The following is a 23,479-nucleotide window of genomic DNA, read 5'->3' as shown; positions in this document are numbered from 1 at the left end:
GCGGCGCCCTACGCCCCATTCCCCGTGAAGGTGCGTGGCGCCGGCGACAGCACCTTCGCCGCGCCGCCGGAAATCTCCAGCACCGAGAGGCCGCGCTCATTCATGCCGTCGGCCTTGAAGCGGAACACGCCATCGGCGCCGTTGAAGCCCGACGGATTGACCAGCACATTCTCCGAATAGCGCTGCGAGCCCTGGCTGCGCGAGAGAGCAATAGCCAGCGACACGGCGTCATAGGCGAGCGTCGCTATGCGCGCCGGATCGGTGTTGAACTTGGCCCGGTAGCGCTGGGCGAGCGTGTTGAATCCGGCGTTCTCCGGCGCGACGAACCAGGCGCCCTGCAAGGCCGGCAGCTTCAGCACCCGCGCATCGTTCCAAAGGCCGGTGCCGAGCACCTGAATGCGCTTGGTGTCGATATGCGCCGCCTGCAATTCCTGCGAGACGGCGCCCATGGCCTCGGCCTGCTCGGGGATGAACAGCGCGTCGATCTGCTCGGCGGCCTGGGCGATGCGCTGCACCGAGGGCTGCACGGCGCCGAGCTTGTAGCGCTCGATCGTCAGCACGCGCATTCCGTGATTGGCCGCGCTCTGCTGGAATTGCGCCAGCGCCACCGTGCCATAATCATTGTCGGGCACGAGCGCGGCGATCGACTTCTTGCCGCGCTGCGCCGCGAATTCGACGATGCGCTCGACATAGCTCTCGACCAGGAAGGAGAGCAGATAGACGCCCTTGCCGGCGACCGAGGAATCGGTCGAAAAGGCGATGATCGGCTTGCCGGCGCCGCGGGCGACGCGCGCCGCCTCCTTCACGCCGCTGGCGAAAACCGGGCCGATGACGATCTCCGCTCCTTCATTGACGGCGTTCTGCGTCGCCTGAGCCGCGCCCGCCGGCGAGGAGTGATCGTCCTTGACGAGAATGGTCACGTCATTCGCGCCGCTGTCGGCATAGGCGAGCTTGGCCGCATTGAGCAGCGACGCGCCCACCTGGCTCGGACCCGAGGCCTGCGAGAGCGGGACGATGAGCGCGATGCGCGTCGCGCCATTGCCGATCTGCTCACCCTCTGTGAGCTGGCCGACCTCCACCGGGCCGAGCGGCGCGGAAAGGCGCAGATCGCGCGCGCCGGGCACGCCAGGACCCGACATCGGATTGCAGGCGCTGAGAAGGGCGGCCGCAGCCAAGGCGCAGACGAGGCGCGCCGGCGCCGCAGCGCCGCCTCGCCGAAACCTGTCTTGCCAAACCCTGTCCTGCCGACTCATGACCAAAATAAGCCTCCCGCTCGAACGGCCCGATGAAATCGCCGTCTTATACGCGATTGCGGAAAGCGCACGGCAACCCCTAAATTGAAATAAATTCGAATTTTGCGGGGAAATTGCGGCCTTGAACGCGCTTATCATGTTCTGTAAAAAGAACATGCGGACGGTTCATAGAACGGCCGCATCGGCGGAGACAGGGCGATGGCCATGAGCGAGGACAGAACGGCGGCGACGGCGGCCTATACCGCCTTCGGCCTGCGGGCGGAGGCGGAGAAGATCGCGCCGGGGCTGCATCTCGTCGCGACGCCGATCGGCAATCTCAAGGACATCTCCTTCCGCGCGCTCTCGACTCTGGCGGCCGCCGACGCCGTCGTGGCCGAGGACACGCGCGTCACCAAGACTCTGCTCGCCCATTATGGGATTTCGACGCCGCTCGTCGCCTATCACGAGCACAACGCCCATGTGATGCGGCCGCATCTCATCGCGCGGCTGGAGGCCGGAGCGGCGCTGGCGCTGGTCTCCGACGCCGGCACGCCGCTGGTGTCGGACCCCGGCTTCAAGCTCGTCGCCGAGGCGCTGGAGCGCGGGGTGAAAGTGACCTCGGTTCCCGGCCCCTCGGCCGTGCTGGCGGCTCTGGTCGTCGCCGGCCTGCCGACCGATCGCTTCTTCTTCGAGGGGTTTCTGCCGCATAAGGGCGGGCCGCGGCGGGCGCGCCTCGCCGAGCTGGCGCGCATTCCCGGCACTCTGGTCTTTTTCGAATCGCCCAAGCGCGTCGCCGAGACGCTGGAGGACGCCGCCGCCGTGCTCGGCCCCCGCGACGCGGCCATCGCCCGCGAGCTGACCAAATTCTACGAATCGGTGCGGCGCGGCAGGCTCGACGAACTCGCCGCCGCGCTGCGCGAGGAGGAGCCGCCGCGCGGCGAGATCGTGGTGCTGGTCGCCCCGCCCGGCGCGAACGCCGAGGCCACCAGCGAGGCCGAGCTCGACGCCAAGCTCGAGGAGGCGCTCGGCGCCCATTCGCTGAAGGATGCGGCGAGCGTCGTCGCCGCCTCGACGGGCCGCCCGCGCCGCGAAGTCTATGCGCGGGCGATCAAGCTGGCGGCCGGGCGGACCGAGTGAGCGAGACCGATGCGCGGCGCGCGCGCCATCGCGGCGGGCTGCGCGCCGAGACGCTCGCGGCGCTGTGGCTGAGAGCCAAATTCTACACCATCCTCGACCGCCGCTATCGCATTCGCGGCGGCGAGATCGACATTGTGGCGCGGCGCGGCCGGACCATTGCATTCGTGGAAGTGAAGGCGCGCGCGAGCCTCGAGGAGGCGATGATCTCGATCACCGAGGAGAAGCGGCGGCGCATCTCCCACGCGGCGTCGAAATGGCTGGCGTCCAATCCTTGGGCGGTCGACCATGTGCTGCGCGGCGATGCGATCTATGTCGCGCCGCGACGCCTGCCGCTGCATGTGGAGGCGGCGATGGAATTGGATTTGGGCTGACGAGAGAGGCGAAGCAATGACGCCGCGCCCCTTCTCCCGTTCCGGGAGAAGGTGGCCCCGCGAAGCGGGGTTGGATTAGGGCTCGTTGGGATCGCGGCGCCCTCATCCGTCGCGCATTCGCGTGTCCTCCTTCTCCCGTTCCGGGAGAAGGAGGACACGCGAACCTTTTTTCGACTCGCCGGGCGCTTCTCAGCTCGCGAGACTCTGCGCCAGCTCTTCCGTATGCGCCTGGGTGCGGCGCGCCATATGGTCGATCTCGCGCGCCAGCGTCACGATCGACTCGGCGCCCGCGCCGGTCATCGCCATGGCGCTCGCCACCTGCGAGACATGCTGCGACATGGCCGAGGCGCTGTCGGCGGCCGAGCGCACGCTGCGGGTGATGTCCTTGGTGGCGGCGTCCTGCTCATGGACGGCGGAGGTGATGATCGCCGAAATATGCTCGACCTCGGCGATCTTGTTCTTGATCTTGTCGATGGAGGAGACGGAGAGATTGGTCGCCGCCTGGATCTCGGAGATCTGATCGGCGATCTCCTGCGTCGCCTTGCCGGTCTGAGTGGCGAGGCTCTTGACCTCCTGCGCCACCACGGCGAAGCCGCGGCCCGCCTCGCCGGCGCGCGCCGCCTCGATTGTGGCGTTGAGCGCGAGCAGATTGGTCTGCGCGGCGATGCGCGAGATCAGGCTCACCACATCGCCGACGCGATTGGCGGCGGCCGAGAGGCGCAGCATCTCCGCGCTGGAGCCATTGGTCTCCTGCACGGCCTGGCGCACCACTGTGGTCGATTCCACCGCTTGACGGCTGATCTCGCCGATCGCCTCCAGCAATTGCTCCGAGGCGGTGGCGACCGAGGCGACGTCGGCGGCCGCCTGCAGCGAGGCGGTGCGGGCGAAATCCGTATCCTCGCGAGCGCGCCGTTCCTGCACGATCATCTCCTCCGACGCGCCTGCCATTTTCTTCGTCAGCTCGCCGAGCGCCGCGGTCGTCGCCGAAAGTTCGTGGGAATAATGCTCGACCTGATCGCGAATGGCGGCCTCGCGGCGCAGCCTCTCCTCGCGATCGTCGCGGGCGCGGATCTCGGCGGCCATCTCATTATTGGCGCGCACTGCGTCGCGCAGCACGATCAAGGCCTTGGAGATCGCGCCGATCTCGTCGCCGCGCTCGGCGCCGCGCACCACTATGGTCGTGTCGCCGGCGGCGAGATCGGCCATTTGACGGGCGATCGTCTTGATCGGCGCCGCTATGGTGCGGTGAATGGTCGGGATGGAGACGCCGACCACGAGGAAAGCCGCCGCCAGAGTGCCGAGCAGCAGCTCGAGCGAGAGCGTCGCCGCCGCCTGATTTGCGGTCACCGCGAGCTGGGAGGCGCGCGCGGCGTTGGTCGGATCGGCCGCGGCGGCGGTCAGGTCGCGGACATTGGCGACCGAGACATAGGCCGTCGCGCCCATGAGCAGCAGCAGAGCCAGAAAAAGGAACTGCCTGAGCGCGAGGCCGGCGCCGATCGAGGTGAACCGCATTGGGGGACCGTATCCTGTTTGTTCCTGTTTTCACAGTCGTGCGTAATTTAGATCAATCTCCTTCAAGCGGAGTTAACGTCTCTGTGGTCGGGCTCCTGGCGTGAGGAAGCGCTTTCGCCCCGGGACGAAACGCGTTACTTCCTCGGGTCCGGCCCGCAGCGGCCGGCGCGGAGCGTCCCGAAAGAGACATCGAGAGCATGATCGACGTCGCGGTCCAGATGGACCCCCTGGAAAAAATCAATTTCGCCGGTGATTCGACCTTCGCGCTGATGCTCGAGGCGCAAAAGCGCGGCCATCGCCTGTGGCACTACACGCCCGACAGGCTCTCGCTCGGCGCCGGCCGTCTGAGCGCGCCGGCGCGGGAGATCGCCGTCTATGACGATAGCGCGCGCTATTACGAGCTCGGCGAGGAGCGCGTCCTCGATCTCGCGAGCGTCGATGTCGTGCTGCTGCGCCAGGACCCGCCCTTCGACCTCGCCTATATCACCTCGACGCATTTCCTGGAGAAGATCCAGTCGCGCACGCTCGTCGTCAATGATCCGGCCGCGGTGCGCAACGCGCCGGAAAAAGTCTTCGTCATGGAATTCGCCGATCTGATGCCGCCGACGCTGCTGACGCGCGATAGGGCGGCGATCGAGGCCTTCCGCGCGGAGCATGGCGAGATCGTCATGAAGCCGCTCTACGGCCATGGCGGGGCCAGCGTGTTCAAAGTGGTGGAGGTCGATCCCAATTTCGGCTCGCTGTTCGATCTCTTTTCCGCGATCTTCCGTGAGCCCTGGGTGGTGCAGCGCTTCCTTCCGGCGGTCAGCGAGGGCGACAAGCGCATATTGCTCGTCGACGGCGAGCCGCTCGGCGCGGTGAACCGCATCCCCGCCGAGAACGACATACGCTCCAATATGGTGCGCGGCGGCGCCGCCGCGTCGACGGCGTTGACCACGCGCGAGCGTGAGATCTGCGCGCGGCTCGGGCCGGCGCTGAAGGCGCGCGGCCTGTTGTTCGTCGGCATAGACGTCATCGACGGCCATCTCACCGAGATCAATGTCACCTCGCCGACGGGCTTGCGGGCGCTCGCCCGCCTCGGCGGCCCCGACCTCGCCGCGCCGATCTTCGACGCGATCGAGCGCAAGCTCGGCGAGCTGCGCGCGAATGGCTGACGCACGCGCCGCCGGCGCGCTGCGCGCGCCCAAAGACCTGCCGACGCTCGCGCGGCCCGCGGCGCCGAGCGCGAAGGGCTTGCGCATGACGCTCGGCGAAAAAATCGCCGCGGTGAGCCAGGGCTCCAAGCCCGGCGAACCGCCTCGCGCGGCGGTGGTCGAGATTTTGCGGGGCGTCCTCTCCGAGGGTCACGACACGGCGCACGCCTATCTCGACGCCGGCGGCAGAGGACTCGCCTGCGCGCGCTATCTCTCCGATCTCGAGGACGAGATCATCGGCGCGATCTATGATTATGTCGTCCGCTTCGTCTATGTCGCCGACAATCCGACCTTCGCCGAGCGGCTGACCATCGTCGCCGTCGGCGGCTATGGGCGCGGCACGCTGGCGCCCGGCTCCGACATCGATCTCCTGTTCCTGCTTCCCTATAAGCAGACGCCCTGGGGCGAGAGCGTCGTCGAGGCGATTCTCTATATGCTCTGGGACCTGCGCCAGAAGGTCGGGCATTCGAGCCGCTCCGTCGCCGAATGTCTGCGCCAGGCGCGCGCGGACGTCACCATCCGCACGACCATTCTGGAGGCGCGCTTCATACTCGGCAACGAGGGCCTCTATCACGAGCTGCTCGAGAGCTTCGACCGCGAGATCATGCGCGTCGACGCGCGCGCCTTCGTCGCCGCCAAGCTGGCCGAGCGCGACCAGCGCGTCTCGCGCGCGGGCTCCTCGCGCTATCTCGTCGAGCCCAATGTCAAGGAAGGCAAGGGCGGCCTGCGCGATCTGCACACGCTGTTCTGGATCGCCAAATATGTCTATCGCGTGCGCGAGCCGGAGGAGCTCGTCGCCGCGGGCCTGTTCACGCGCAGCGAGCTGACGCTGTTCCAGCGCTGCGACGAGTTTCTGTGGCGCGTGCGCTGCCAGCTGCATTTCACGACCGGCCGCGCCGAGGAGCGCCTGTCCTTCGATCTGCAGCCTCTGCTCGCCGCCAAATTCGGCTATCACGACCGCGCCGGCCTGTCGCACACCGAACGTTTCATGAAGCATTACTTCCTCGTGGCCAAGGATGTCGGCGATCTCACCGCCATCGTCTGCGCGGCGCTGGAGGCGCGCGAGGCCAAGCCCCCGGCCATGCTCGACCGCGTGCTCGGCCGGCTGCGGCGGCGCGCACGCAAAATGCCGTCGGACGATTTCATCGTCGAGCACGACCGCGTCAATGTCGCCGCCGAGGATGTCTTCCGCCGCGATCCGGTGAATATCATCCGCTTGTTCTGGACCGCCGACCGCTATGGGCTGGCGATCCATCCGGACGCCGTGCGCGTCCTCACGCGCTCGCTGCGGCTCATCGATTCCGATCTGCGCGCCAACAAGGAAGCGAACCGCCTGTTCCTCGATATTCTGCTGTCGCACAATACGACGGAGACGGTGCTGCGGCGCATGAACGAAGTGGGCGTGCTCGGCCGCTTCATCCCGGAGTTTGGCCGCATCGTCGCGATGATGCAGTTCAACATGTATCATCACTACACTGTCGACGAGCATCTGTTGCGCGCGGTGGGTGCGCTGGCGGCGCTCGAATCGGGCCGCGGGCCTCGCCAAGCAGCGCTCGCCAATGATATTCTGCCGTCGATCTCCAATCGCAAGGCGCTTTATCTCGGCCTGCTACTGCATGATATCGCCAAGGGCCGCAAGGAGGATCACTCCAAGGCCGGCGCCGATATCGCCTATTCGCTGTGCCCGCGTCTGGGCCTCGACCCCGCGGAGACCGGCGCCGTCGCCTGGCTGGTGCAGCATCATCTGCTGATGTCGAGCATAGCGCAGAGCCGCGATCTCTCGGACCGCAGCACGATCGAGAATTTCGCCGCCATCGTGCAGACGATGGAGCGGCTCAAAATGCTGCTCGTGCTGACCATGTGCGACATTCACGCCGTCGGCCCCGGCGTGCTCGACGCCTGGAAGGCGCAGCTGCTCAACGTGCTCTATTGGGAGACGGAAGTGGTGCTCGGCGGCGGCCATTCGGCGGCCGATCGCAAGAGCAGAGTCGCCCATGCCAAGGAGGAGTTGCGCGCCGCGCTCTCCGATTGGAGCGACGCGGATTTCACGGCCTATGCGCAGCGCCATTATTCCGCCTATTGGCTGAAGGCGGACATCGCCCGCAAGGTGCGCCATGCGCGCCTGCTGCGCGACCTCAATGATTCGAAGACGCCGCTCGCCACCACTGTCGATCTCGACACCAAGAGCGGCGCGGTGGAGCTCACCGTCATCGCGCAGGATCATCGGCGGCTGTTGTCGATCATCGCCGGCGCCTGCGCGGCGAGCGGCGCCAATATCGTCGACGCCCACATCTTCACCACGGCGGACGGGCTCGCGCTGGACACCATCTTCTTCTCGCGCGCCTTTCCGCTGGACGACGACGAATTGCGCCGCGCGCGCCGCGTCGCCGACTTTATCGAGAAAGCGCTGCGCGGCGAGATCGCCATTTCGGAGGCGGTCGCCGCGCGCAGCGCGCAACGCGCCGCGACGACGGCCTTCGACGTCGCGCCCGACGTCGTCATCGACAACAGCTTCGCCAATATGGCGACCGTCATCGAAGTGTCCGGCCTCGACCGCGTCGGACTGCTCTTCGATCTGACCAACGCCATCTCCAATCTCAATCTCAACATCGGCTCCGCTCATATCGTGACCTTCGGCGAGCGGGCCGTGGACGCTTTCTATGTGACCGATCTGACCGGCGGGAAAATCGTCTCGCCTTCGCGTCAGGCGGCGATCAAGCGCCAATTGCTGGACGTCTTCGCGCTGCGGGCGCGAAAAGCGTCCGGCGCGGGCGCGAGCGTCGCCCCGACTTGATTTTGCGCGCCCCCGCACTGATATCGGGGGCGTTTCATCGCCAATGGAAGAGATCATGAGCGACGATAAGAAAAAGGAAACCCCCGAGGAGGCCCGCGCCCGTCAGGCGCAGGCGGGCGAGGCGGACGCCTCCGCTCTGGCGCAGCCGGGGGCGGAATCCGACATCGCAGAGCCCGAGCCCTTCACCGAGCTCGGCAATCTCCACGCCGAGGTCGCCAGCTTGAAGGACAAGCTGCTGCGCACGCTCGCCGATATGGAGAATCTGCGGCGGCGGACCGAAAAGGAGATCGCTGACGCCAAGACCTATGGGGTCGCCAATTTCGCCCGCGAGATGCTGCCCTTGGCGGATAATTTGCGCCGCGCCGTCGACAGCGTGCCGGCGCAGGCGCGCGATAGCCTCGAGCAGAGCATTCTCACGCTGATCGAGGGCGTCGAGCTCACCGAGCGCGATTTCGTCTCCCGCCTGGCGCGCTTCGGCGTCAAGAAGATCGAGGCGCAGGGCCAGCGCTTCGACCCCAATCAGCACGAGGCGTTGTTCGAGATCCCGGACGAGAGCCTGCCCAATGGCGCCGTCGCCCAGGTGGTCGAGCCCGGCTATCTGATCGGCGAGCGCGTGCTGCGCCCGGCCAAGGTCGGCATCGCGCGGGGCGGCCCGAAGGCCTGACCCGCGAGGGCGCTTTTTTAGGGACGGCCCCAGGGGCGACCAAGAACGCGCGACGGCGTAGCGCCGCGCGTCACAGCCATCCGTTGCGTCGAAAGCGCCAGTAGAGCGTCGCGCAAATCGCCGCCGTCGCGCCGAGAACCAGGAAATAGCCGTAGCGCCACTTCAGCTCCGGCATATGCTCGAAATTCATTCCATAAATGCCGGCGATCGCTGTCGGCACGGCGAGGATGGCGGCCCAGGCCGCGAGCCGCCGCGTGATGTAGGTCTGCTGCATCTGGCCGTTCATCAGGCTCGCCTCGAAGGCGAAGGCCAGCACCTCGCGCAATGTGTCGATCTGCTCGCGAACGCGCAGGATATGGTCGGTCACATCGCGAAAATGCGGCCGCATGGCGGCGTCGATCGGCATCACCTCCGTATGCTCGAGGCGTTGGCAGACCTCGACCAGCGGCGCCACGGCGTTGCCGAGCCGCAACAGGTCGCGGCGCAGCGTGTAGAGCCGATCGACATGGGCCTTCTCCGGCGCCTGCGCGAGAATATGATCCTCGATCTCCTCGACTTCCGCATTGATCGTCGCGAGCACGGGAAAGTAATTGTCCACGATGAAATCGAGAATGGCGTAGACGATGTAGTCCTCGCCCTCCGACAGGCCGTGCGGCGCCGCCTCGCAGCGCTCGCGCACCTGCGCATAGGTGCTCGAGGCGCCGTGGCGGATCGACAGAACATAGCCCTTGCCGACGAATAAATGCGTCTCGCCGAAGACGATGCGGCCACTCTCCATCTGCGCGGTGCGCGCCACGATGAACAGACCATCCCCATATTGCTCGAGCTTGGGATATTGATGCGCCTTGCCGGCGTCCTCTATCGCCAGCGGATGCAGATCGAACTGTCGCCGCACGCGCGCCAGCAGTTCGAAGGACGGCTCATAGAGGCCGATCCACACGACATGGCCGGGACGCGCGGCGAAGGCGCCGGCTTCCTCTATCGCTATGTCCTGGAGCCGGCGGCCGTCCGCATAGACGGCGGCGGCGACGACGCCGGGCTCCGGCCCCGCTGCGGGCGCGGCGATCGATGCATTCATGGTTCGAGGCCTCGTCGGTGACATCGGCGACGATCTAAGCGCCGCCGGCGTCGAAGGCAATGCGCCCCGTCCCGCCCCCTCCCCTCCCGGCTCCGAGGGAGAGTGGGTAGATTCGAATCGTCGTCGAGAGATCGCGTCGCGCCGATGGTGAGGCGGCTCACGCGCTCGTCACAAGAGCGCGCGGAAATCCTCGACGGTGAGGACGCCGACGACACTCTGCTCATCGTCCAATATTTCGTAGAGCACGCCCTTTCCGTAGATGATGAAGAACACGACGACGTCCTGATCGCCGCCGCCTTCCCGATGCGGGTCGTCCGAAGGCGGGCTGACCTTATAGCTGCCGACCGGCCTGATCTCTTTGATGTCGTGGTTCGCGTGATAGACGCGATGCTCCCCTCGAATCACGAAGGTCTTGTTCAGCGTCTTGTGACGATGCAGCAGGATTTTTTCATTGGCCGCGAATTTGAAGAGCACATGGAGAATCCCCGCGTCGTCGTCTATGTCCCGCACGCAGAGCCAGAGGTGATCCACGCCCTCGAGGCGCCTCCAATCGATGTTACTGTCGTCGAAAGCGAAATTCGGCATGGGTCGTTCCTCCCGGTCGGCGTTGAGCCCGAAGGAAATTGCCGCGAGCCGAGCGTCGCCCGCCACGGATGGGCGCCCTCGCCTCTTCGGGTGATTTGCCCGCGGGGTGATTTGCCCGCGCCCCTGCCCGAGCTCACGCCGTAGGCCGCCGCCTTACGAAAGTTTCATGCGGCCGCCACTGTGGCGTAAGCCCGAAAACCCCATCTTCATCGTCGACAGGCGGACGCCCCGCCGCGCGCCCCCGGCCGCCGCTCCTGAAAAGGCGCGCGCGAGGGGGCAGATCGATGGAGTTGGTTTGATGACCTTGCCAGTGCTTTTTCGTCGAGCTCTCGCCACGACCCGAACGGCGCGATGGCGTCGTCCGGACGGACGCCCGTTCCGCGTCGCCCTCATGTCCGGCGCGGCTGCGCTCGCGCTCGGCGCAACGCTGCTCGCGCCGGCGCAGACCTTCGCCTGGGGCCAGGCGCCCGCCACTCAGACCCAGACTCAGAACCAGAGCGCCCTGCCCGCCGTCGGCCCGCAATCCTTCGCCGATGTCGTCGAGCGCGTGAAGCCCGCCGTGGTCGCGATCAAGACCAAGGCGCTGGAGGCCGGCGGCGGCCCCGAGGAAGGCTTTCCCGGCGCGCCGCCCGAGCTCTCGCCGGACGATCCGCTCTACCGCTTCTTCCGGCATTTCGGCGAGCCTCCGGGAGGCGGGCGCCGGCAGCAGAAGCATATGACGCAGGCGCAGGGCTCGGGATTCGTCATCACCAATGACGGCTATGTCGTCACTAACAACCATGTCGTCGAGAATGCGACGCAGGTGGAGGTGACCTTCGACGACGGCCGCACGCTGCCGGCCAAGATCATCGGAACCGACAAGCGCACCGATCTCGCTCTGCTGAAGATCAATGACGGCAATAATCTGCCGCATGTCGACTGGGCAAGCGCCAGCCCGCGCGTCGGCGATTGGGTCATAGCGGTCGGCAATCCCTTCGGCCTCGGCGGCACGGTGACGGCCGGCATCGTCTCGGCGCGCGGCCGCGACATCGGCGCCGGCCCTTATGACGATTTTCTACAGATCGACGCGCCGGTGAATCGCGGCAATTCCGGCGGCCCCTCCTTCGACGAGCGGGGGCAGGTCGTCGGCGTCAATACGGCGATCTATTCGCCCTCGGGCGGCTCGGTCGGCATAGGCTTCGCCATCCCTTCGGAGGTCGCCAAGGATGTGATCGCCGCGCTCAAGGACAAGGGCCAGGTGGCGCGCGGCTGGATCGGCGTCTCCATTCAGCCGATCACCTCGGAGATCGCCGAGAGCCTGGGGCTCAAGACGAGCAAAGGCGCGCTCGTCGCCCAGCCGCAGCGCGGCGGGCCGGCGGAGGCGGCCGGGCTCAAGGCCGGCGACGTCGTCGTCGCCGTCGACGGCCAGAAGGTCGACGGCCCGCGCGATCTCGCCCGCCGCATAGCGACGCTCGGCCCCGGCAAGAGCGCGGAGCTGACCTTCCTGCGCAATGGCGCCGAAAAGAGCGTGAAACTGAAGCTCGGCAAGCTGCCGAGCGAGAAGGAGACCGCCGCCGCCGAATCCAATGACGATGGCGTCGAGCCCGGCGCGGCGCTGGCCGCCTATGGCATAGAGGTCGCGCCGGCGGCCGAGGTGCGCGGCGGCCGCGGCGGCGAGGGCCTCATCATCGTCGGCATAGACCCCAATGGCGCCGCCGCCCAGAAGGGGCTGCGCCAGGGCGATGTGATCGTCGAGGCCAATGGCCAGACGCTGAAGGCGCGCGGCGATCTGCAGGCGGCCATCGACTCGGCCAAGAAAGACGGCCGCAAATCGGTCCTGCTGCGCGTGAAATCGCCGGAGGGCGCGCGCTTCGTGGCCCTGTCGGTCAATCCGGCGTCCTGACGCCGGCGAGCTGCTTTTGCTACCCGGCGTCCCGACGCCGGCGAGCTTCTTGCGCGATGGCCCGTATTGCCCGCCCCCCGTGTAGCGGGCCCGCGCAATGGAGGGCGGCGGGAGACGTCGTCTCCGCTCCCGCCGCGTCAGTCGCGGCAGGCCGGCGCGTATCCGCCGGCCTGCCGTTTTTTATCGAGGCGCGCTATATGAGTGAAATGCGAATATTGGTCGTCGAGGACGATTCGGAAGCCGGCGCCTATCTCGTGAAGGCGTTTCGCGAGCAAGGCCATGTCGCCGACCATGCGACGGATGGCCTCGAAGGCTATGCGGCCGCCGCCGACGGCAAATATGACGTCCTCGTCATCGACCGCATGCTGCCCAAGCTCGACGGACTCTCGCTCATCTCGGGCCTGCGCGAGCAGAAGATCGACACCCCCGCGCTCATCCTCTCCGCGCTCGGCCAGGTGGACGATCGCGTGCGCGGCCTGCGCGCCGGCGGCGACGATTACGTGTCTAAGCCCTACGCCTTCTCCGAGCTGCTCGCCCGCGTCGAGGCGCTGGCGCGCCGCCGCGGCGGGCCGAAGCCGGAGGAGACCACCTATCGCGTCGGCGATCTCGAGCTCGATCGGCTCGCCCATAAGGTCGTCTCCGCCGGACAGGAGATCGTGCTGCAGCCGCGCGAGTTCCGCCTGCTCGAATATCTCATGAAGCACGCCGGCCAGGTGGTGACGCGCACCATGCTGCTCGAGAATGTGTGGGATTATCACTTCGATCCGCAGACCAATGTCATCGATGTCCACATCTCCAGATTGCGCGCCAAGATCGACAAGGGGCGCGAGACGCCGCTCCTGCACACGATCCGCGGCGCCGGATATATGATCCGTGAAGGCGCTCGTTAGACTCTTCCGCACGACGGCCTTCAAGCTGTCGCTCGCCTATCTGGTGCTCTTCGGCATCGGCGCCGCATTGGTGCTGACCCGCGTGCAGATCAATGTCGAGGACCTTTTCGACGAGCAGACCGCGCAGACGATCGACGCCGACATTCGCGGCCTCGCCGAGCAATATTCCGAAGGCGGCATTCGCCAGCTGGTGGAGGTGATCGAACGGCGCGTGCGCGCGCCCGGCGCCTCGCTCTATCTGGTGACGACCTTCTCGGGCGAGCTCGTCGTCGGCAATATCGCCGCCCTGCCGCCGGACCTTCCCGATCAGTCGGAGCTGGTGGAGGCGCGCTATCAGCGGCGCGGCGAGACGACCGCCCATCATCGCGCCATGATGCGGCTGTTCCAGCTCCCCGGCGGCTTCCGCCTGCTCGTCGGCCATGATCTGCAGGACCGAAAGCTGCTGCGCGGCATTCTGCGCCGCGCGCTCGTCGCCTCGCTGTTCTGGCTCATCGCCATCGGCACGCTCGGCGGCCTCATCGTCGCGCGGCGCATTCTGGCGCGGCTCGACAAGCTCTCCGCCTCGGCGCGCCGCATCATGTCCGGCGATCTCGACCAGCGCCTGCCGCTGATGGGCGCCGACGACGAGCTCGATCGCCTCGCCGGCAATCTCAACGCCATGCTGGAGCGCATAGAGCAGCTGATGGCGGGGCTGCGCGAGGTCTCCGACAATATTGCGCATGATCTCAAAACGCCGCTGACGCGCCTGCGCAACCGCGCCGACGCCGCGCTGCGCGGCGATCCGACCACAGAGCAATATCGCGACGCCTTGACCGATATGATCGAGGAATCGGACGCGCTCATCCGCATTTTCGACGCTCTCTTGATGATCGCGCGCGCCGAGGCCGGCTATTGCAGCGACTTCATGGGCGAGTTCGACGCAGCCCGAGTCGCCGCCGACATTGCGGAAATCTACGAGCCCGTCGCCGAGGAGCATGGCGCGCGCATCGAGCTCGCGGCGCCGGAGGGGCTGACGCTGCGCGGCAATCGCGAATTGCTCGGCCAGGCGCTCGTCAATCTGGTCGACAATGCGCTGAAATATGGCGCGACGCAGCCGGGCGCCGTCGTCCGCATCGCGGCTCGGCGGGCGCACGAAGGCATAGAGATCGAAGTGTCCGATCGCGGGCCCGGCATAGCGCCAAAGGATCGCGACCGGGTGATCGGGCGTTTCGTGCGGCTCGAGAATTCGCGCTCGCGGCCGGGCTCCGGGCTCGGCCTGTCGCTGGCCGCGGCGGTCGCGCGCCTGCATGGCGGCGCGCTGCGCATAGAGGACAATGAGCCGGGCCTGCGCGTCATCGTCGCGCTCCCCGCGTCATGCGCCGATGCGACGCGGCCGACGAGCGCGCCCGTCGCCCCGCCCACGACCGGGCTCGCCGCCGGGACGAGCCCGCGCGCTCAATAGAATCGTCCGCAGCGACACTTTGCTCGCGCGTCCGATTTCGCTTCGAGCCGCGCCGGAACGCGTCTATCGTCGATCGGACGAGGGGCGGCCCGGATTTCTAGAACCTTTCCATGTTTCAATGAAACATGGAAAGGCTCTCGGCTTTTGTTTTGACGCGCTTCCAACGCCGAACCGGCGTCCACTTCGGCTGGAAACGCTCTATGCTTCGCCCGGCCTGGTCCAGGCATTGCTTCGCTCGCGGGCGACCCCAGCGGAACGGAGGACATCGCATGGAAATCCAGCGCGTCGGCTCGCGGCCTTCCGCCAAAGCGCAGCCGGAATATTTCACAGGCGTGGTGCGCCTCGATCCTTTGATCGAAGCGCCCGATCCGGCGCGCGTTCGCGCCGTCAACGTGACCTTCGAGGCCGGCGCGCGCACCGCTTGGCACACACATCCGCTCGGTCAGACATTGATCGTCACCTCCGGCCTCGGCTGGGCGCAGCGCTGGGGTGGTCCGGTCGAGGAAATCCGGCCGGGCGACGTGATCTGGTTCTCGCCGGGCGAAAAGCATTGGCACGGGGCGACCCCGACGACGGCGATGGCGCATCTCGCGATTCAGGAGGCGCTCGACGGCAATACGGCGGATTGGCTCGAGCCCGTGAGCGACGAGCAATACAGACGGTGAGGCCGGGCAGACGCTGAGGCCGGCCTCGCGCATTCAGTCGCGATATGTCGCGATCAGATCCTCGGCCAGCAGGCGATGGCCGTTCTCGTTGAAATGATTGTCCGCCCAGATATAGAGCTCGCGGATGAAATCGGCGTGCTCGCGCTCATAGCGGAAGAACACCGGGAAATGATCGAAGAAGCGCCGGCATTTTCCCGCGCACCAGTCGCGCCAGATCTTCGCCTGCAGCGAATCTTCGACGCCATAGAGCAATTGCTGCGGCCAGGGATAGACGCCGACGGAGAGCGCTACGCCCTTCGACGCGAGCAGCTCGTGCAGCCGATCCATCTGCGCTTTCGCCTTTTCGATCGCCCCCGCCACGCCGCGCGGGCCGAAACATTTCGCCTGCGCGTCATAGGTCCAGCTCCCGCGTCCCCAATCCCGACTGTAGACGCGGCCAGAGCGCGTGAGATCGTCGAGGCTCGCCTGCGCATTCGCCGCCTCGACGCGCCGCGCATAGAGCGCCTTGCTCAGAAATTCCACGACGAAGGAATGCTCCGCGAGCCAGTTGCGCGCCGGGGGCGCGATGAGCTGCGCCGGCTGCGGCAGGCAGGCGACCGGGTCCACGGCGAAGACGCCGAGCTGCAATAGACCGCTCGCGTCGCGCCGATAGATGATCGCTTCGTCCTGAATGTCGGAGATGTCGATATAGACGATCGCCTCGTCGAATTTCAGCCCGGCGTCGAGATAGAATTTCAGCTTGTCGAAATAGGCGGAGGGCGCATAGGTCGAGACGCCAGCATTGAGCACATCCAATTGCGGAAAGGCCTGCGCGAAGCGGCCGACGAAGCTCTCCTCATAGGCGACGCCGACGCCCTCGGTGAAGGAATCGCCGATGAAGACGACGCGGCGTCGATCCGCGACGAGCGGCACATCCCGCGTCGAGGCGTCCTTGAAGCCGAACGAGTTGGTGACGACGCGCGAATTGGCCGGCCCCCATTTGTCATAGCCGTCGAATTTGGCGCGCAGCGTATGGGTGAAGACCGGATGACGCACGCGCAGGCGCGTCTCGCCATTGTCGAGAAACGGATTCTTCCAATCATAGACGCGATGGAGAACGAGCTCGGCGAGAGCCAGCAGCCCCGCCGCCAGAACGACATTGACGAAGACGAGGCCCGCGACGCGCAGCGCAGGCCGATTCTCGAACCACACTGGCGTCGCCTCCCGCTCGCCGACCGACCCGCGACGCGGCGTCAGTCGAGCTCGAATCTGTCCTTGTAATCGCTGCGCAGCGCCGGGTCCTGGTCCTCTTTGCGCAAATGGCAATTGCCGATGACCAGCGATTCGATCTCCGTGCCCATGAAGCAGGCGAAAGCATCCTCCGGCGTGCAGACGATCGGCTCGCCGCGCACGTTGAAGCTCGTATTGACCAGCACGGGACAGCCAGTCAGCTCGTCGAAGGCCGAGATCAGCGCGTGATAACGCGGGTTGGTCTCTTTATGCACCGTCTGCACGCGCGCCGAGCCATCGACATGCGTCACCGCGGGAATGACGCTGCGCGGACGATGCAGCCGCTCTATGCCGAACAGCGCCTCGTCCTCCGCGCTCGTCGTCAGGCGATGCGCCTTCGCGACATCGGCGACGAGCAGCATATAGGGCGAATCCTCGTCGAGCTCGAACCAGTCGGCGACATTCTCGCGCAGAACGGAGGGCGCGAAGGGCCGAAAGGACTCGCGATATTTGACCTTGAGATTGAGCGTCTTCTGCATTTGCGGCGAACGCGGATCGGCGAGAATGGAGCGCCCGCCGAGCGCGCGCGGCCCGAATTCCATGCGCCCCTGAAACCAGCCCACCGCTCTGCCGTCGGCGAGATCGCGCGCCGTGGCGGCGATCGTCTCTTCGTCCGAAAGCGTAACGAAACGCGCGCCGCAGGCGGAAAGGCGCCGCTCGATCTCGCCTTGCGCATAGGAGGGCCCGAGATAGGCGCCCTGCATGGCGTCGCTTTCGCCGCTCGCTATGCGCGGGCCAGAGTTGAAATCATGATAGGCGAGCAGCGCCGCGCCGAGCGCGCCGCCGGCGTCGCCCGCCGCCGGCTGAATCCAGATGCGCTCGAAGCTCTTGTCGCGCAGCACTTTGCCATTGGCGACGCAATTGAGCGCGACGCCGCCGGCGAGGCAGAGATTGCGTGCGCCCGTCTCCGCCGCGAGCGCGCGCGTCAGTCGCAGCACGATTTCCTCCGTCACCGCCTGGATCGACGCCGCTATGTCCATATGGCGCTGCGTCAGCGGCTCCTGCGGCGCGCGCGGCGGGCCGCCGAAAAGACGATGCAGCTTCTCGCTCGTCATGTGCAGGCCGGTGCAATAATCGAAATAGGATTGGTCGAGGCGAAATGTGCCGTCGCGTTTCAGATCGACGATGTGATCGAGAATGAGGCTCGCATATTTCGGCTCGCCGTACGGCGCGAGCCCCATGAGCTTGTATTCGCCGGAATTGACCTTGAACCCCGTATAATAGGTGAAGGCCGAATAGAGCAGGCCGAGCGAATGCGGAAAGCGCAATTCGCGCTGCATGGAGAGCTTCGCGCCATCGCCGAAGGCGACGGAGGTCGTCGCCCATTCGCCGACGCCATCCATCGTCAGCACCACGGCCTCGTGAAAGGGCGAGGGATAGAAGGCGCTCGCCGCATGGCTGAGATGATGCTCGGCGAACAACAGGCGCTTGCGCCAGTCGATCTGCGGCGCATGATGCTTCAGCTTCTGCACGAGCAGCGATTTTTGAAACAGCTTGTCGCGCAGCCACACCGGCAGAGCCGTCTTGAAGGACGCAAACCCGCGCGGCGCGAAAGCGATATAGGTCTCGAGCAGGCGCTCGAATTTCACGAAAGGCTTGTCGTAGAAGGCGACGAAATCGACATCCTTCGCCTCGACGCCGGCGGCGCCGAGGCAATAGTCGATCGCATTGGCGGGAAAGCGCGCGTCATGCTTGACGCGCGAGAAGCGCTCCTCCTGCGCCGCAGCTATGATACGCCCATCCTCGATCAACGCGGCCGCGCTATCGTGATAGAAGGCCGAAACGCCCAGAATACGCACGAGCGATCAGAACAGCGTGTAGATGAAAGGAGCGACCGCCGTTCCCTGCAGCAGCAGCAGCCCGCCGAGCAGCAGCATCACCGCCAGCACCGGCGCCATCCAATATTTCTTGCGGCTGGCGACGAAGTCCCACAACTCGAGAACCATATCCATGACGCTAGTCTCCTGTCAGAATTGCTTACGCATGTCGGAGGCGCCGTCCGCATCGCCCCGCCGCGTCCAATAGCTATCCGCCGCCGCGTCGAAACGCAGCCCGAGAGAGTCGCGCGATAGGAGACGAAAGACGACCGCGATCGGCGTCAGCACGCCGAAGAACAACACGCCCATCACGATCGGATTGACGATTTTGTGAAGCGTCTGCCCGAAGGCGAACCACAGCGCATTGAGCCCGGAAAGACGCGAAGGCGCGACAAGAGCGAGCGCCGCGAAAACCAAGGCCACCGCGAGCGCCCATAGATGCGGAGAATGGCTCCGCGACAGCGGCGCCAGCGCGACGAGAGTCGACGCGGCGGCGATCACCAGACCGAAGGACCGATCCGACCCGCGTTCGACCGGCCGATCGGACGTCAAAGCTTCATGCGACATAGTATCGTTCTATCCCACGAAAAATCCGCAGAAATTCGTTTTTGCCGCAACCACGCGAGGCTTAGGCGATGAGGAGGCGAGCGTCAATTCGGGGTCGTCCCGCTCGGAGCCGGGCCGCGCGACGAAGGGCGTTGAGACGCAAGCCGTTTCGCCATTTTGTACGGACTTACGTCACACGCGCGCGATGGACGCGGGGCTGTGGAGAACCCCGAAAATGGCGCCCGGCGCCTCGCGAATGGGCGGAAGGACGGGCGCTTTCGGCTTGCGCGCCAGAAAAAAGGAAGACATTAATTCGATACTTGCCGGAAAGGGGCCCGCAATGACCTCATCCCTTTACATCATCAATCCCGCAGCTGATTTTCCGACCTACTTCGGCGCCGAAATTCTGCTGGCCGCCGGCCGCCGGTCCGGCGTCATGATGGCCGATCTGTCGTCGACGACCGTCGCCGCGCTGGCGCCGCCCGATTTCTCGATCACGATTTGCGACGAAGGCGTCGCGCCCGTCGATTTCGACAATGATGCGGATTGGATCGCCATCACCGGCAAGGTCAGCCAGCGGCGACGCATGATCGCCATCGCCGACGAATTTCGTCGTCGCGGCAAGAAGGTGATCATCGGCGGCCCCTATGCGAGCCTCAGCCCCGATCATCTCGTCGCGCATTGCGACGTGCTGGTCAGCGGCGAGATGGAGGAGATCGCCGAAGAGCTCTTCGCCGATCTGCGCGCCGGACGCTTGCGCGATCGCTATATCGGCGACAAGCCCTCGCTGGCGACGAGCCCCGTGCCGCGCTGGGATCTCTATCCCAATCATCGCGCCATGCTCGGCGCCGTGCAGACATCGCGCGGCTGTCCGTTCGAATGCGAATTCTGCGACGTGATCCAATATCTCGGCCGCAAGCAGCGCCACAAGCCGATCGCCAATGTGATCGCCGAGCTCGACGCGCTATGGGCGCATGGTTTTCGCGCGACATTCCTGGCGGACGATAATTTCACCGCCTATCGCGCCCATTGCAAGGAATTGCTCGCGGCGATGGCGCATTGGCGGCGCGACGGACATCCCATGGATTTCGTCACGCAGATCTCCATCGACGCGACGCGCGACACGGAATTGATGGACATGCTGGTCGAGGCCGGCGTGCATCAAGTGTTCATCGGCATAGAGACGCCCAATCTCGAGAGCCTGCGCGAGACGGGCAAAAGGCAGAATCTCAAGATCGACATCGTCGAGGAAGTGCAGAAGCTCATCGACCGCGGCATTTCGGTGATGGGCGGCATGATCGTCGGCTTCGATCACGACGGGCCGAATGTCTTCTCGCAGCAATATGAATTCGCCATGTCGACGCCGATCCCCATTTTCAGCCTCGGCGCGCTGATGGCTTCCGAAGCGACGCCGCTGTTCGATCGCATCACCCGAGAAGGCCGCCTCCTGCAGGGCACGGTGGAGACGCAGGCAGTGCCTTGGGGCTCCAACATTCGTCCGGTGACGATGAGCATGGAGGAGCTGAACGAGGGTCTGCACAATCTCTGCAACGCGCTCTATGCGCCTTCCGCCTTCGGCGAGCGCATGTTGAATTTCATCGGCGCATTCGGCCGCGCGCGCGGGCCGAGCGATGCGACGATTCCCGATGCGAGCTCTTTCCGCGAGATCGAGCAGGAGGCGGTGCAGATCGCCGCCGATGTGCGCAAACTCGGCGACGCCGAGGGCCGCATGTGGAACAAAGTGTGGGGCGCGGCGCTGCGCAAGCCGGAGACGGTGAAGATCGTCGCGCGCATCATGTTCCAATACGCCCAGGCGCGGCACATGTTCGACAGGGGCAATTATTGGGAGCCGCAGCTCGCCTTCGCGCCGCCGCGGCGGGAGATGGCGGCGACCGCGGCGGAATGACGGCCGCCTGAGACGAAATACGACGCGAGGCGCGTTGTGCGAGCCTCTAAGGCTCGCGATCCGATCCGCGCCCTGGACCGCGAGCCTTAGAGGCTCGCAGCGAGCGCGCCCGCCGCGTCAATGCAGCAGGAGCCGCGCGCTTTGGCCGGGCGTCGCCCGCGTCGTCGGCCGCACCGGAATGCGCAACATCGCGACCGTGCCGATCCCGACATGCGAGCGAATGCGCAGCGCGCCGCCATGCAGCGCCATCAGCGAGCGCGCTATGGCGAGGCCGAGCCCCGAGCCTTTCATGCCATTCTCTATGACCGCGATCGGCTGCTCGAAGGGCCGGCCGAGCTTGGGGATCGCCGCTTTCTCTATGCCGCAGCCATCGTCCTCGACGAATATGGCGATGGAGCGCGCGAGCCGACGCGCGCGCACGCGCACGGCGCCGCCGGCCGTGGTGAATTTCAGACTGTTGGAGACGAGCACGCCGATCGATTTCACGATCGCGTCATGATCGCCATAGCAACGCAGCCCGTCGCGCGCGTCGACGCTGATCTCGACGCGCTTGGTCTCGGCGCTATGGCGGTATCGCTCCACCGTCGCGCGCACCGCGCCGGAGACATCGACCTCGCGCTGATCGAGCCGCACGCGGCCGGCCTCGAGGCGCGACATGTCGAGAATATCGGTCAGCACATCGAGCAGATAGCGGCCGCCCTGGTGAATGTGGTTGCAATATTCGACATATTTCGTCGAGCCGAGCTGGCCGAACACCTGCGCCTGCATCATTTCGGAAAAGCCGATGATGGCGTTGAGCGGCGTGCGCAGCTCGTGACTCATATTGGCGAGGAATTCGGACTTCGCGTGATAGGCGGCCTCGGCCTCGCCCTTCTGCAGATGATATTGCTCGGCGAGCGTGGCGAGCTGCTGCGCCTGCGCCTCCAGCGTCTGGCGGGACTTCAACAGATCGGTGACGCTCGCCGTCAGCCGGCGCTCGGAGTCGATGAGCTTCTCCTGATTGCGCTTCAGCGCGGTGATGTCGGCGCCGACGGAGACATAGCCGCCGTCCTTGGTGCGGCGCTCGCTGATCTGCAGCCAGCGGCCGTCGGCGAGCCGCGCCTCATAGGTGCGCTCGCTCGAGGATGACGTCTGGTCGGAGACGATCTGCGTCTCGGCGAGCGCGGCGCTGGCGCCCGCCATGATGCGCGCATAGCTCGCGCCGGGCGCCGCGGCCTCGGCGGCGAGGCCGTGCAGAGCGAGGAATTTCGAATTGCAGGCGACGAGCCGATTATGCGCGTCCCACAGCACGAAGGCTTCGGAGATCGTCTCGATCGCGTCGCGCAGCCGCATATCGGCCGTCGCCGCGCCTTCGACCAGCGCGCGCTGCTCGGAAATATCGACGGCGACGCCGACGAGGCGCTTGCCGCCCTCCGGATCGTCGATCAATTCGGCGCAGGCGCGCAGCCACACGAATTCGCCGCGCGCATTGCGAATGCGGAACTCGTGATCCATGCCGCGCGCGCCGGAAGCGACGACCGTCTCGACGATGGCGGCGAGGTCGCCGTCCTGCGGATGCAGGCGCATCTTCAATTCGCCGAAGGACAGCGAGCGCGGCTCGGGATCGAAGCCGAGCAGGCCGAACATGGAATCCGACCAATGGATGCGGCCGCGCGCAATGTCCCAATCCCACAGGCCGCAACGACCGGAGCCGAGCGCGGCGTCGACGCGCCGGCGCATGTCGATCTGCGCGCGCTCGGCGAGCGCCGCGCGCCGCGCCTCACGCCCGAAGGCCCAGAGACCGAGCGCCGTCGCCAGCGTCGCCGCCGCCGACAGCGCCGCATAGCGCGCGACAAAGGCGCGCCAGTCGGCGAGCGCGGCGTCATAAGGGAGGATCGCCGCCACCTGCCCCGCCCCCGGCGCGAGATTGCGCACCGTCGCGAGCGCCTTGCGCCCATCGGCCAGAGTGACGCGCATGACACCCGCCTTATCGGCGAATTCGGTCAACAGCTGCTCGGAGCCGAGCAGGCCGGCGAGCGCGCCGGAGGCGTCGAGCGGCGGCGTCGCGACGACGACGCGCCCAGCCCCGTCGGCGACGGCGACGCGGCGTCCGCGCGAGCCGGCGTAATCCGGCAGCGCGGCGGCGCCGATGCGCAGCGTCGCGTCGACGTCACGGGAGACCGCGCGGGCGAAAATTTCGAGATCCTGCGCGGCCTCGGTCAAAGTCTGCTCATGCGCCGTCTCGGCCAGAGCGAAGAGAAGCGCGCCGAGCGCGACGGCGCAGAGGCCGAGCGCGACCGTCACATGCCGGGCGCTCAGCGATTCTGCAATCGCCCGGCCGATGCTCACGGAGCCCGCAGCGCTCCATGACGTATCGGCGGACGTATCGACGCAAGTCGTCGTATTGGCCGCGCGCTCACGCGCCATTTTCGGAAGTCCCCGCCAGTGGTCGAAGAGGGGGAAAAACGCGCCGCATCCCGCCCCGAATCAGCCCCATTCGAATCCGGCGGAGGCCGTT

The 23,479-nt window shown here is 66.3% G+C and carries 19 protein-coding genes; 10 read left to right on the top strand and 9 right to left on the bottom strand.

Going from position 1 to position 23,479, the window contains the following annotated elements:
- Positions 1–8: 8 nt before the first annotated feature.
- On the bottom strand, positions 9–1,139 hold the full coding sequence (locus AC6IY7_RS14205; RefSeq protein ID WP_497780002.1) for a penicillin-binding protein activator: 1,131 nt from the start codon (positions 1,137–1,139) through the stop codon (positions 9–11).
- Positions 1,140–1,457: 318 nt separating this feature from the next.
- Between AC6IY7_RS14205 and rsmI the strand changes: the two genes are divergently transcribed.
- Together rsmI and AC6IY7_RS14195 are read left to right on the top strand one after the other, a co-directional pair.
- The gene (rsmI, locus tag AC6IY7_RS14200; RefSeq protein ID WP_497780000.1) at positions 1,458–2,369 is read left to right on the top strand and encodes a 16S rRNA (cytidine(1402)-2'-O)-methyltransferase; all 912 of its coding nucleotides are present in this window, start codon (positions 1,458–1,460) and stop codon (positions 2,367–2,369) included.
- Positions 2,366–2,740, top strand: coding sequence for a YraN family protein (locus AC6IY7_RS14195; RefSeq protein WP_497779999.1), 375 nt, complete (start codon positions 2,366–2,368; stop codon positions 2,738–2,740). The genes rsmI and AC6IY7_RS14195 overlap by 4 nt, the downstream gene beginning before the upstream one ends.
- Positions 2,741–2,929: 189 nt before the next feature.
- Here the strand turns inward: AC6IY7_RS14195 and AC6IY7_RS14190 are convergent, their stop codons facing one another.
- Complete coding sequence (locus tag AC6IY7_RS14190) at positions 2,930–4,252, bottom strand: methyl-accepting chemotaxis protein (protein ID WP_497779996.1); 1,323 nt, start codon at positions 4,250–4,252, stop codon at positions 2,930–2,932.
- 197 nt (positions 4,253–4,449) lie between these two features.
- Between AC6IY7_RS14190 and gshB the strand changes: the two genes are divergently transcribed.
- The 3 genes from gshB (at position 4,450) to grpE (ending at position 8,903) form a co-directional block, all read left to right on the top strand.
- Complete coding sequence (gshB, locus tag AC6IY7_RS14185; RefSeq protein ID WP_497779995.1) at positions 4,450–5,406, top strand: glutathione synthase; 957 nt, start codon at positions 4,450–4,452, stop codon at positions 5,404–5,406.
- An 85-nt stretch (positions 5,407–5,491) separates the two neighbouring features.
- Positions 5,492–8,239 carry a [protein-PII] uridylyltransferase gene (locus AC6IY7_RS14180; protein ID WP_497782850.1) on the top strand — a complete coding sequence of 916 codons (2,748 nt, stop codon included), beginning with the start codon at positions 5,492–5,494 and terminating at the stop codon, positions 8,237–8,239.
- A 55-nt stretch (positions 8,240–8,294) separates the two neighbouring features.
- Positions 8,295–8,903 carry a nucleotide exchange factor GrpE gene (gene grpE / locus AC6IY7_RS14175; RefSeq protein ID WP_497779992.1) on the top strand — a complete coding sequence of 203 codons (609 nt, stop codon included), beginning with the start codon at positions 8,295–8,297 and terminating at the stop codon, positions 8,901–8,903.
- Positions 8,904–8,973: 70 nt separating this feature from the next.
- On the opposite strand, the gene corA is transcribed toward grpE, so the two are convergent.
- Together corA and AC6IY7_RS14165 are read right to left on the bottom strand one after the other, a co-directional pair.
- Positions 8,974–9,981 carry a magnesium/cobalt transporter CorA gene (gene corA / locus AC6IY7_RS14170; protein ID WP_497779990.1) on the bottom strand — a complete coding sequence of 336 codons (1,008 nt, stop codon included), beginning with the start codon at positions 9,979–9,981 and terminating at the stop codon, positions 8,974–8,976.
- Between the two features lie 168 nt (positions 9,982–10,149).
- Positions 10,150–10,566, bottom strand: a complete 417-nt coding sequence (locus AC6IY7_RS14165) for a regulator (RefSeq protein WP_497779989.1) — start codon at positions 10,564–10,566, stop codon at positions 10,150–10,152.
- Between the two features lie 298 nt (positions 10,567–10,864).
- On the opposite strand from AC6IY7_RS14165, the gene AC6IY7_RS14160 reads away from it, so the two are divergent.
- From AC6IY7_RS14160 to AC6IY7_RS14145, 4 genes are all read left to right on the top strand, one after another.
- A complete protein-coding gene (locus AC6IY7_RS14160) occupies positions 10,865–12,448 on the top strand; it encodes a Do family serine endopeptidase (RefSeq protein WP_497779987.1) in 1,584 nt (527 codons plus the stop codon).
- A 206-nt stretch (positions 12,449–12,654) separates the two neighbouring features.
- Complete coding sequence (locus tag AC6IY7_RS14155) at positions 12,655–13,338, top strand: response regulator transcription factor (RefSeq protein ID WP_497782849.1); 684 nt, start codon at positions 12,655–12,657, stop codon at positions 13,336–13,338.
- Positions 13,322–14,779: a sensor histidine kinase gene (locus AC6IY7_RS14150; RefSeq protein ID WP_497779985.1), complete on the top strand. Its 1,458-nt coding sequence runs from the start codon at positions 13,322–13,324 to the stop codon at positions 14,777–14,779. The genes AC6IY7_RS14155 and AC6IY7_RS14150 overlap by 17 nt, the downstream gene beginning before the upstream one ends.
- 269 nt (positions 14,780–15,048) lie before the next feature.
- Positions 15,049–15,444, top strand: a complete 396-nt coding sequence (locus AC6IY7_RS14145; protein ID WP_497779982.1) for a (R)-mandelonitrile lyase — start codon at positions 15,049–15,051, stop codon at positions 15,442–15,444.
- Between the two features lie 33 nt (positions 15,445–15,477).
- Here the strand turns inward: AC6IY7_RS14145 and AC6IY7_RS14140 are convergent, their stop codons facing one another.
- Genes AC6IY7_RS14140 through AC6IY7_RS14125 form a run of 4 tightly spaced genes read right to left on the bottom strand, consistent with a single transcriptional unit; the run spans position 15,478 to position 19,097 of the window.
- A complete protein-coding gene (locus AC6IY7_RS14140) occupies positions 15,478–16,635 on the bottom strand; it encodes an SGNH/GDSL hydrolase family protein (protein ID WP_497779979.1) in 1,158 nt (385 codons plus the stop codon).
- A 41-nt stretch (positions 16,636–16,676) separates the two neighbouring features.
- Complete coding sequence (locus tag AC6IY7_RS14135; protein WP_497779977.1) at positions 16,677–18,512, bottom strand: carbamoyltransferase family protein; 1,836 nt, start codon at positions 18,510–18,512, stop codon at positions 16,677–16,679.
- A 6-nt stretch (positions 18,513–18,518) separates the two neighbouring features.
- Positions 18,519–18,665, bottom strand: coding sequence for a DUF5989 family protein (locus AC6IY7_RS14130; RefSeq protein WP_497779976.1), 147 nt, complete (start codon positions 18,663–18,665; stop codon positions 18,519–18,521).
- 15 nt (positions 18,666–18,680) lie between these two features.
- The gene (locus tag AC6IY7_RS14125; protein ID WP_497779975.1) at positions 18,681–19,097 is read right to left on the bottom strand and encodes an SxtJ family membrane protein; all 417 of its coding nucleotides are present in this window, start codon (positions 19,095–19,097) and stop codon (positions 18,681–18,683) included.
- Positions 19,098–19,416: 319 nt separating this feature from the next.
- Between AC6IY7_RS14125 and AC6IY7_RS14120 the strand changes: the two genes are divergently transcribed.
- Positions 19,417–20,982, top strand: coding sequence for a B12-binding domain-containing radical SAM protein (locus AC6IY7_RS14120; protein ID WP_497779974.1), 1,566 nt, complete (start codon positions 19,417–19,419; stop codon positions 20,980–20,982).
- Positions 20,983–21,099: 117 nt separating this feature from the next.
- On the opposite strand, the gene AC6IY7_RS14115 is transcribed toward AC6IY7_RS14120, so the two are convergent.
- Positions 21,100–23,388, bottom strand: coding sequence for a PAS domain-containing sensor histidine kinase (locus AC6IY7_RS14115; protein WP_497779972.1), 2,289 nt, complete (start codon positions 23,386–23,388; stop codon positions 21,100–21,102).
- Positions 23,389–23,479: the final 91 nt, after the last annotated feature.

It is taken from the genome of Methylosinus sp. is20ea, from assembly GCF_059718135.1.
This window is presented reverse-complemented; position numbering and strand designations above follow the sequence as displayed.

Excerpts from the sequence above, each read along its gene's own strand:
- AC6IY7_RS14205 (WP_497780002.1), bottom strand. The coding sequence starts at position 1,139 with ATGTCGGGTCCTGGCGTGCCCGGCGCGCGCGATCTGCGCCTTTCCGCG.
- rsmI (WP_497780000.1), top strand. The coding sequence starts at position 1,458 with ATGAGCGAGGACAGAACGGCGGCGACGGCGGCCTATACCGCCTTCGGC.
- AC6IY7_RS14190 (WP_497779996.1), bottom strand. The coding sequence starts at position 4,252 with ATGCGGTTCACCTCGATCGGCGCCGGCCTCGCGCTCAGGCAGTTCCTT.
- gshB (WP_497779995.1), top strand. The coding sequence starts at position 4,450 with ATGATCGACGTCGCGGTCCAGATGGACCCCCTGGAAAAAATCAATTTC.
- AC6IY7_RS14180 (WP_497782850.1), top strand. The coding sequence starts at position 5,492 with ATGACGCTCGGCGAAAAAATCGCCGCGGTGAGCCAGGGCTCCAAGCCC.
- grpE (WP_497779992.1), top strand. The coding sequence starts at position 8,295 with ATGAGCGACGATAAGAAAAAGGAAACCCCCGAGGAGGCCCGCGCCCGT.
- corA (WP_497779990.1), bottom strand. The coding sequence starts at position 9,981 with ATGAATGCATCGATCGCCGCGCCCGCAGCGGGGCCGGAGCCCGGCGTC.
- AC6IY7_RS14165 (WP_497779989.1), bottom strand. The coding sequence starts at position 10,566 with ATGCCGAATTTCGCTTTCGACGACAGTAACATCGATTGGAGGCGCCTC.
- AC6IY7_RS14160 (WP_497779987.1), top strand. The coding sequence starts at position 10,865 with ATGACCTTGCCAGTGCTTTTTCGTCGAGCTCTCGCCACGACCCGAACG.
- AC6IY7_RS14155 (WP_497782849.1), top strand. The coding sequence starts at position 12,655 with ATGCGAATATTGGTCGTCGAGGACGATTCGGAAGCCGGCGCCTATCTC.
- AC6IY7_RS14145 (WP_497779982.1), top strand. The coding sequence starts at position 15,049 with ATGGAAATCCAGCGCGTCGGCTCGCGGCCTTCCGCCAAAGCGCAGCCG.
- AC6IY7_RS14130 (WP_497779976.1), bottom strand. The coding sequence starts at position 18,665 with ATGGATATGGTTCTCGAGTTGTGGGACTTCGTCGCCAGCCGCAAGAAA.
- AC6IY7_RS14125 (WP_497779975.1), bottom strand. The coding sequence starts at position 19,097 with ATGTCGCATGAAGCTTTGACGTCCGATCGGCCGGTCGAACGCGGGTCG.
- AC6IY7_RS14120 (WP_497779974.1), top strand. The coding sequence starts at position 19,417 with ATGACCTCATCCCTTTACATCATCAATCCCGCAGCTGATTTTCCGACC.
- AC6IY7_RS14115 (WP_497779972.1), bottom strand. The coding sequence starts at position 23,388 with ATGGCGCGTGAGCGCGCGGCCAATACGACGACTTGCGTCGATACGTCC.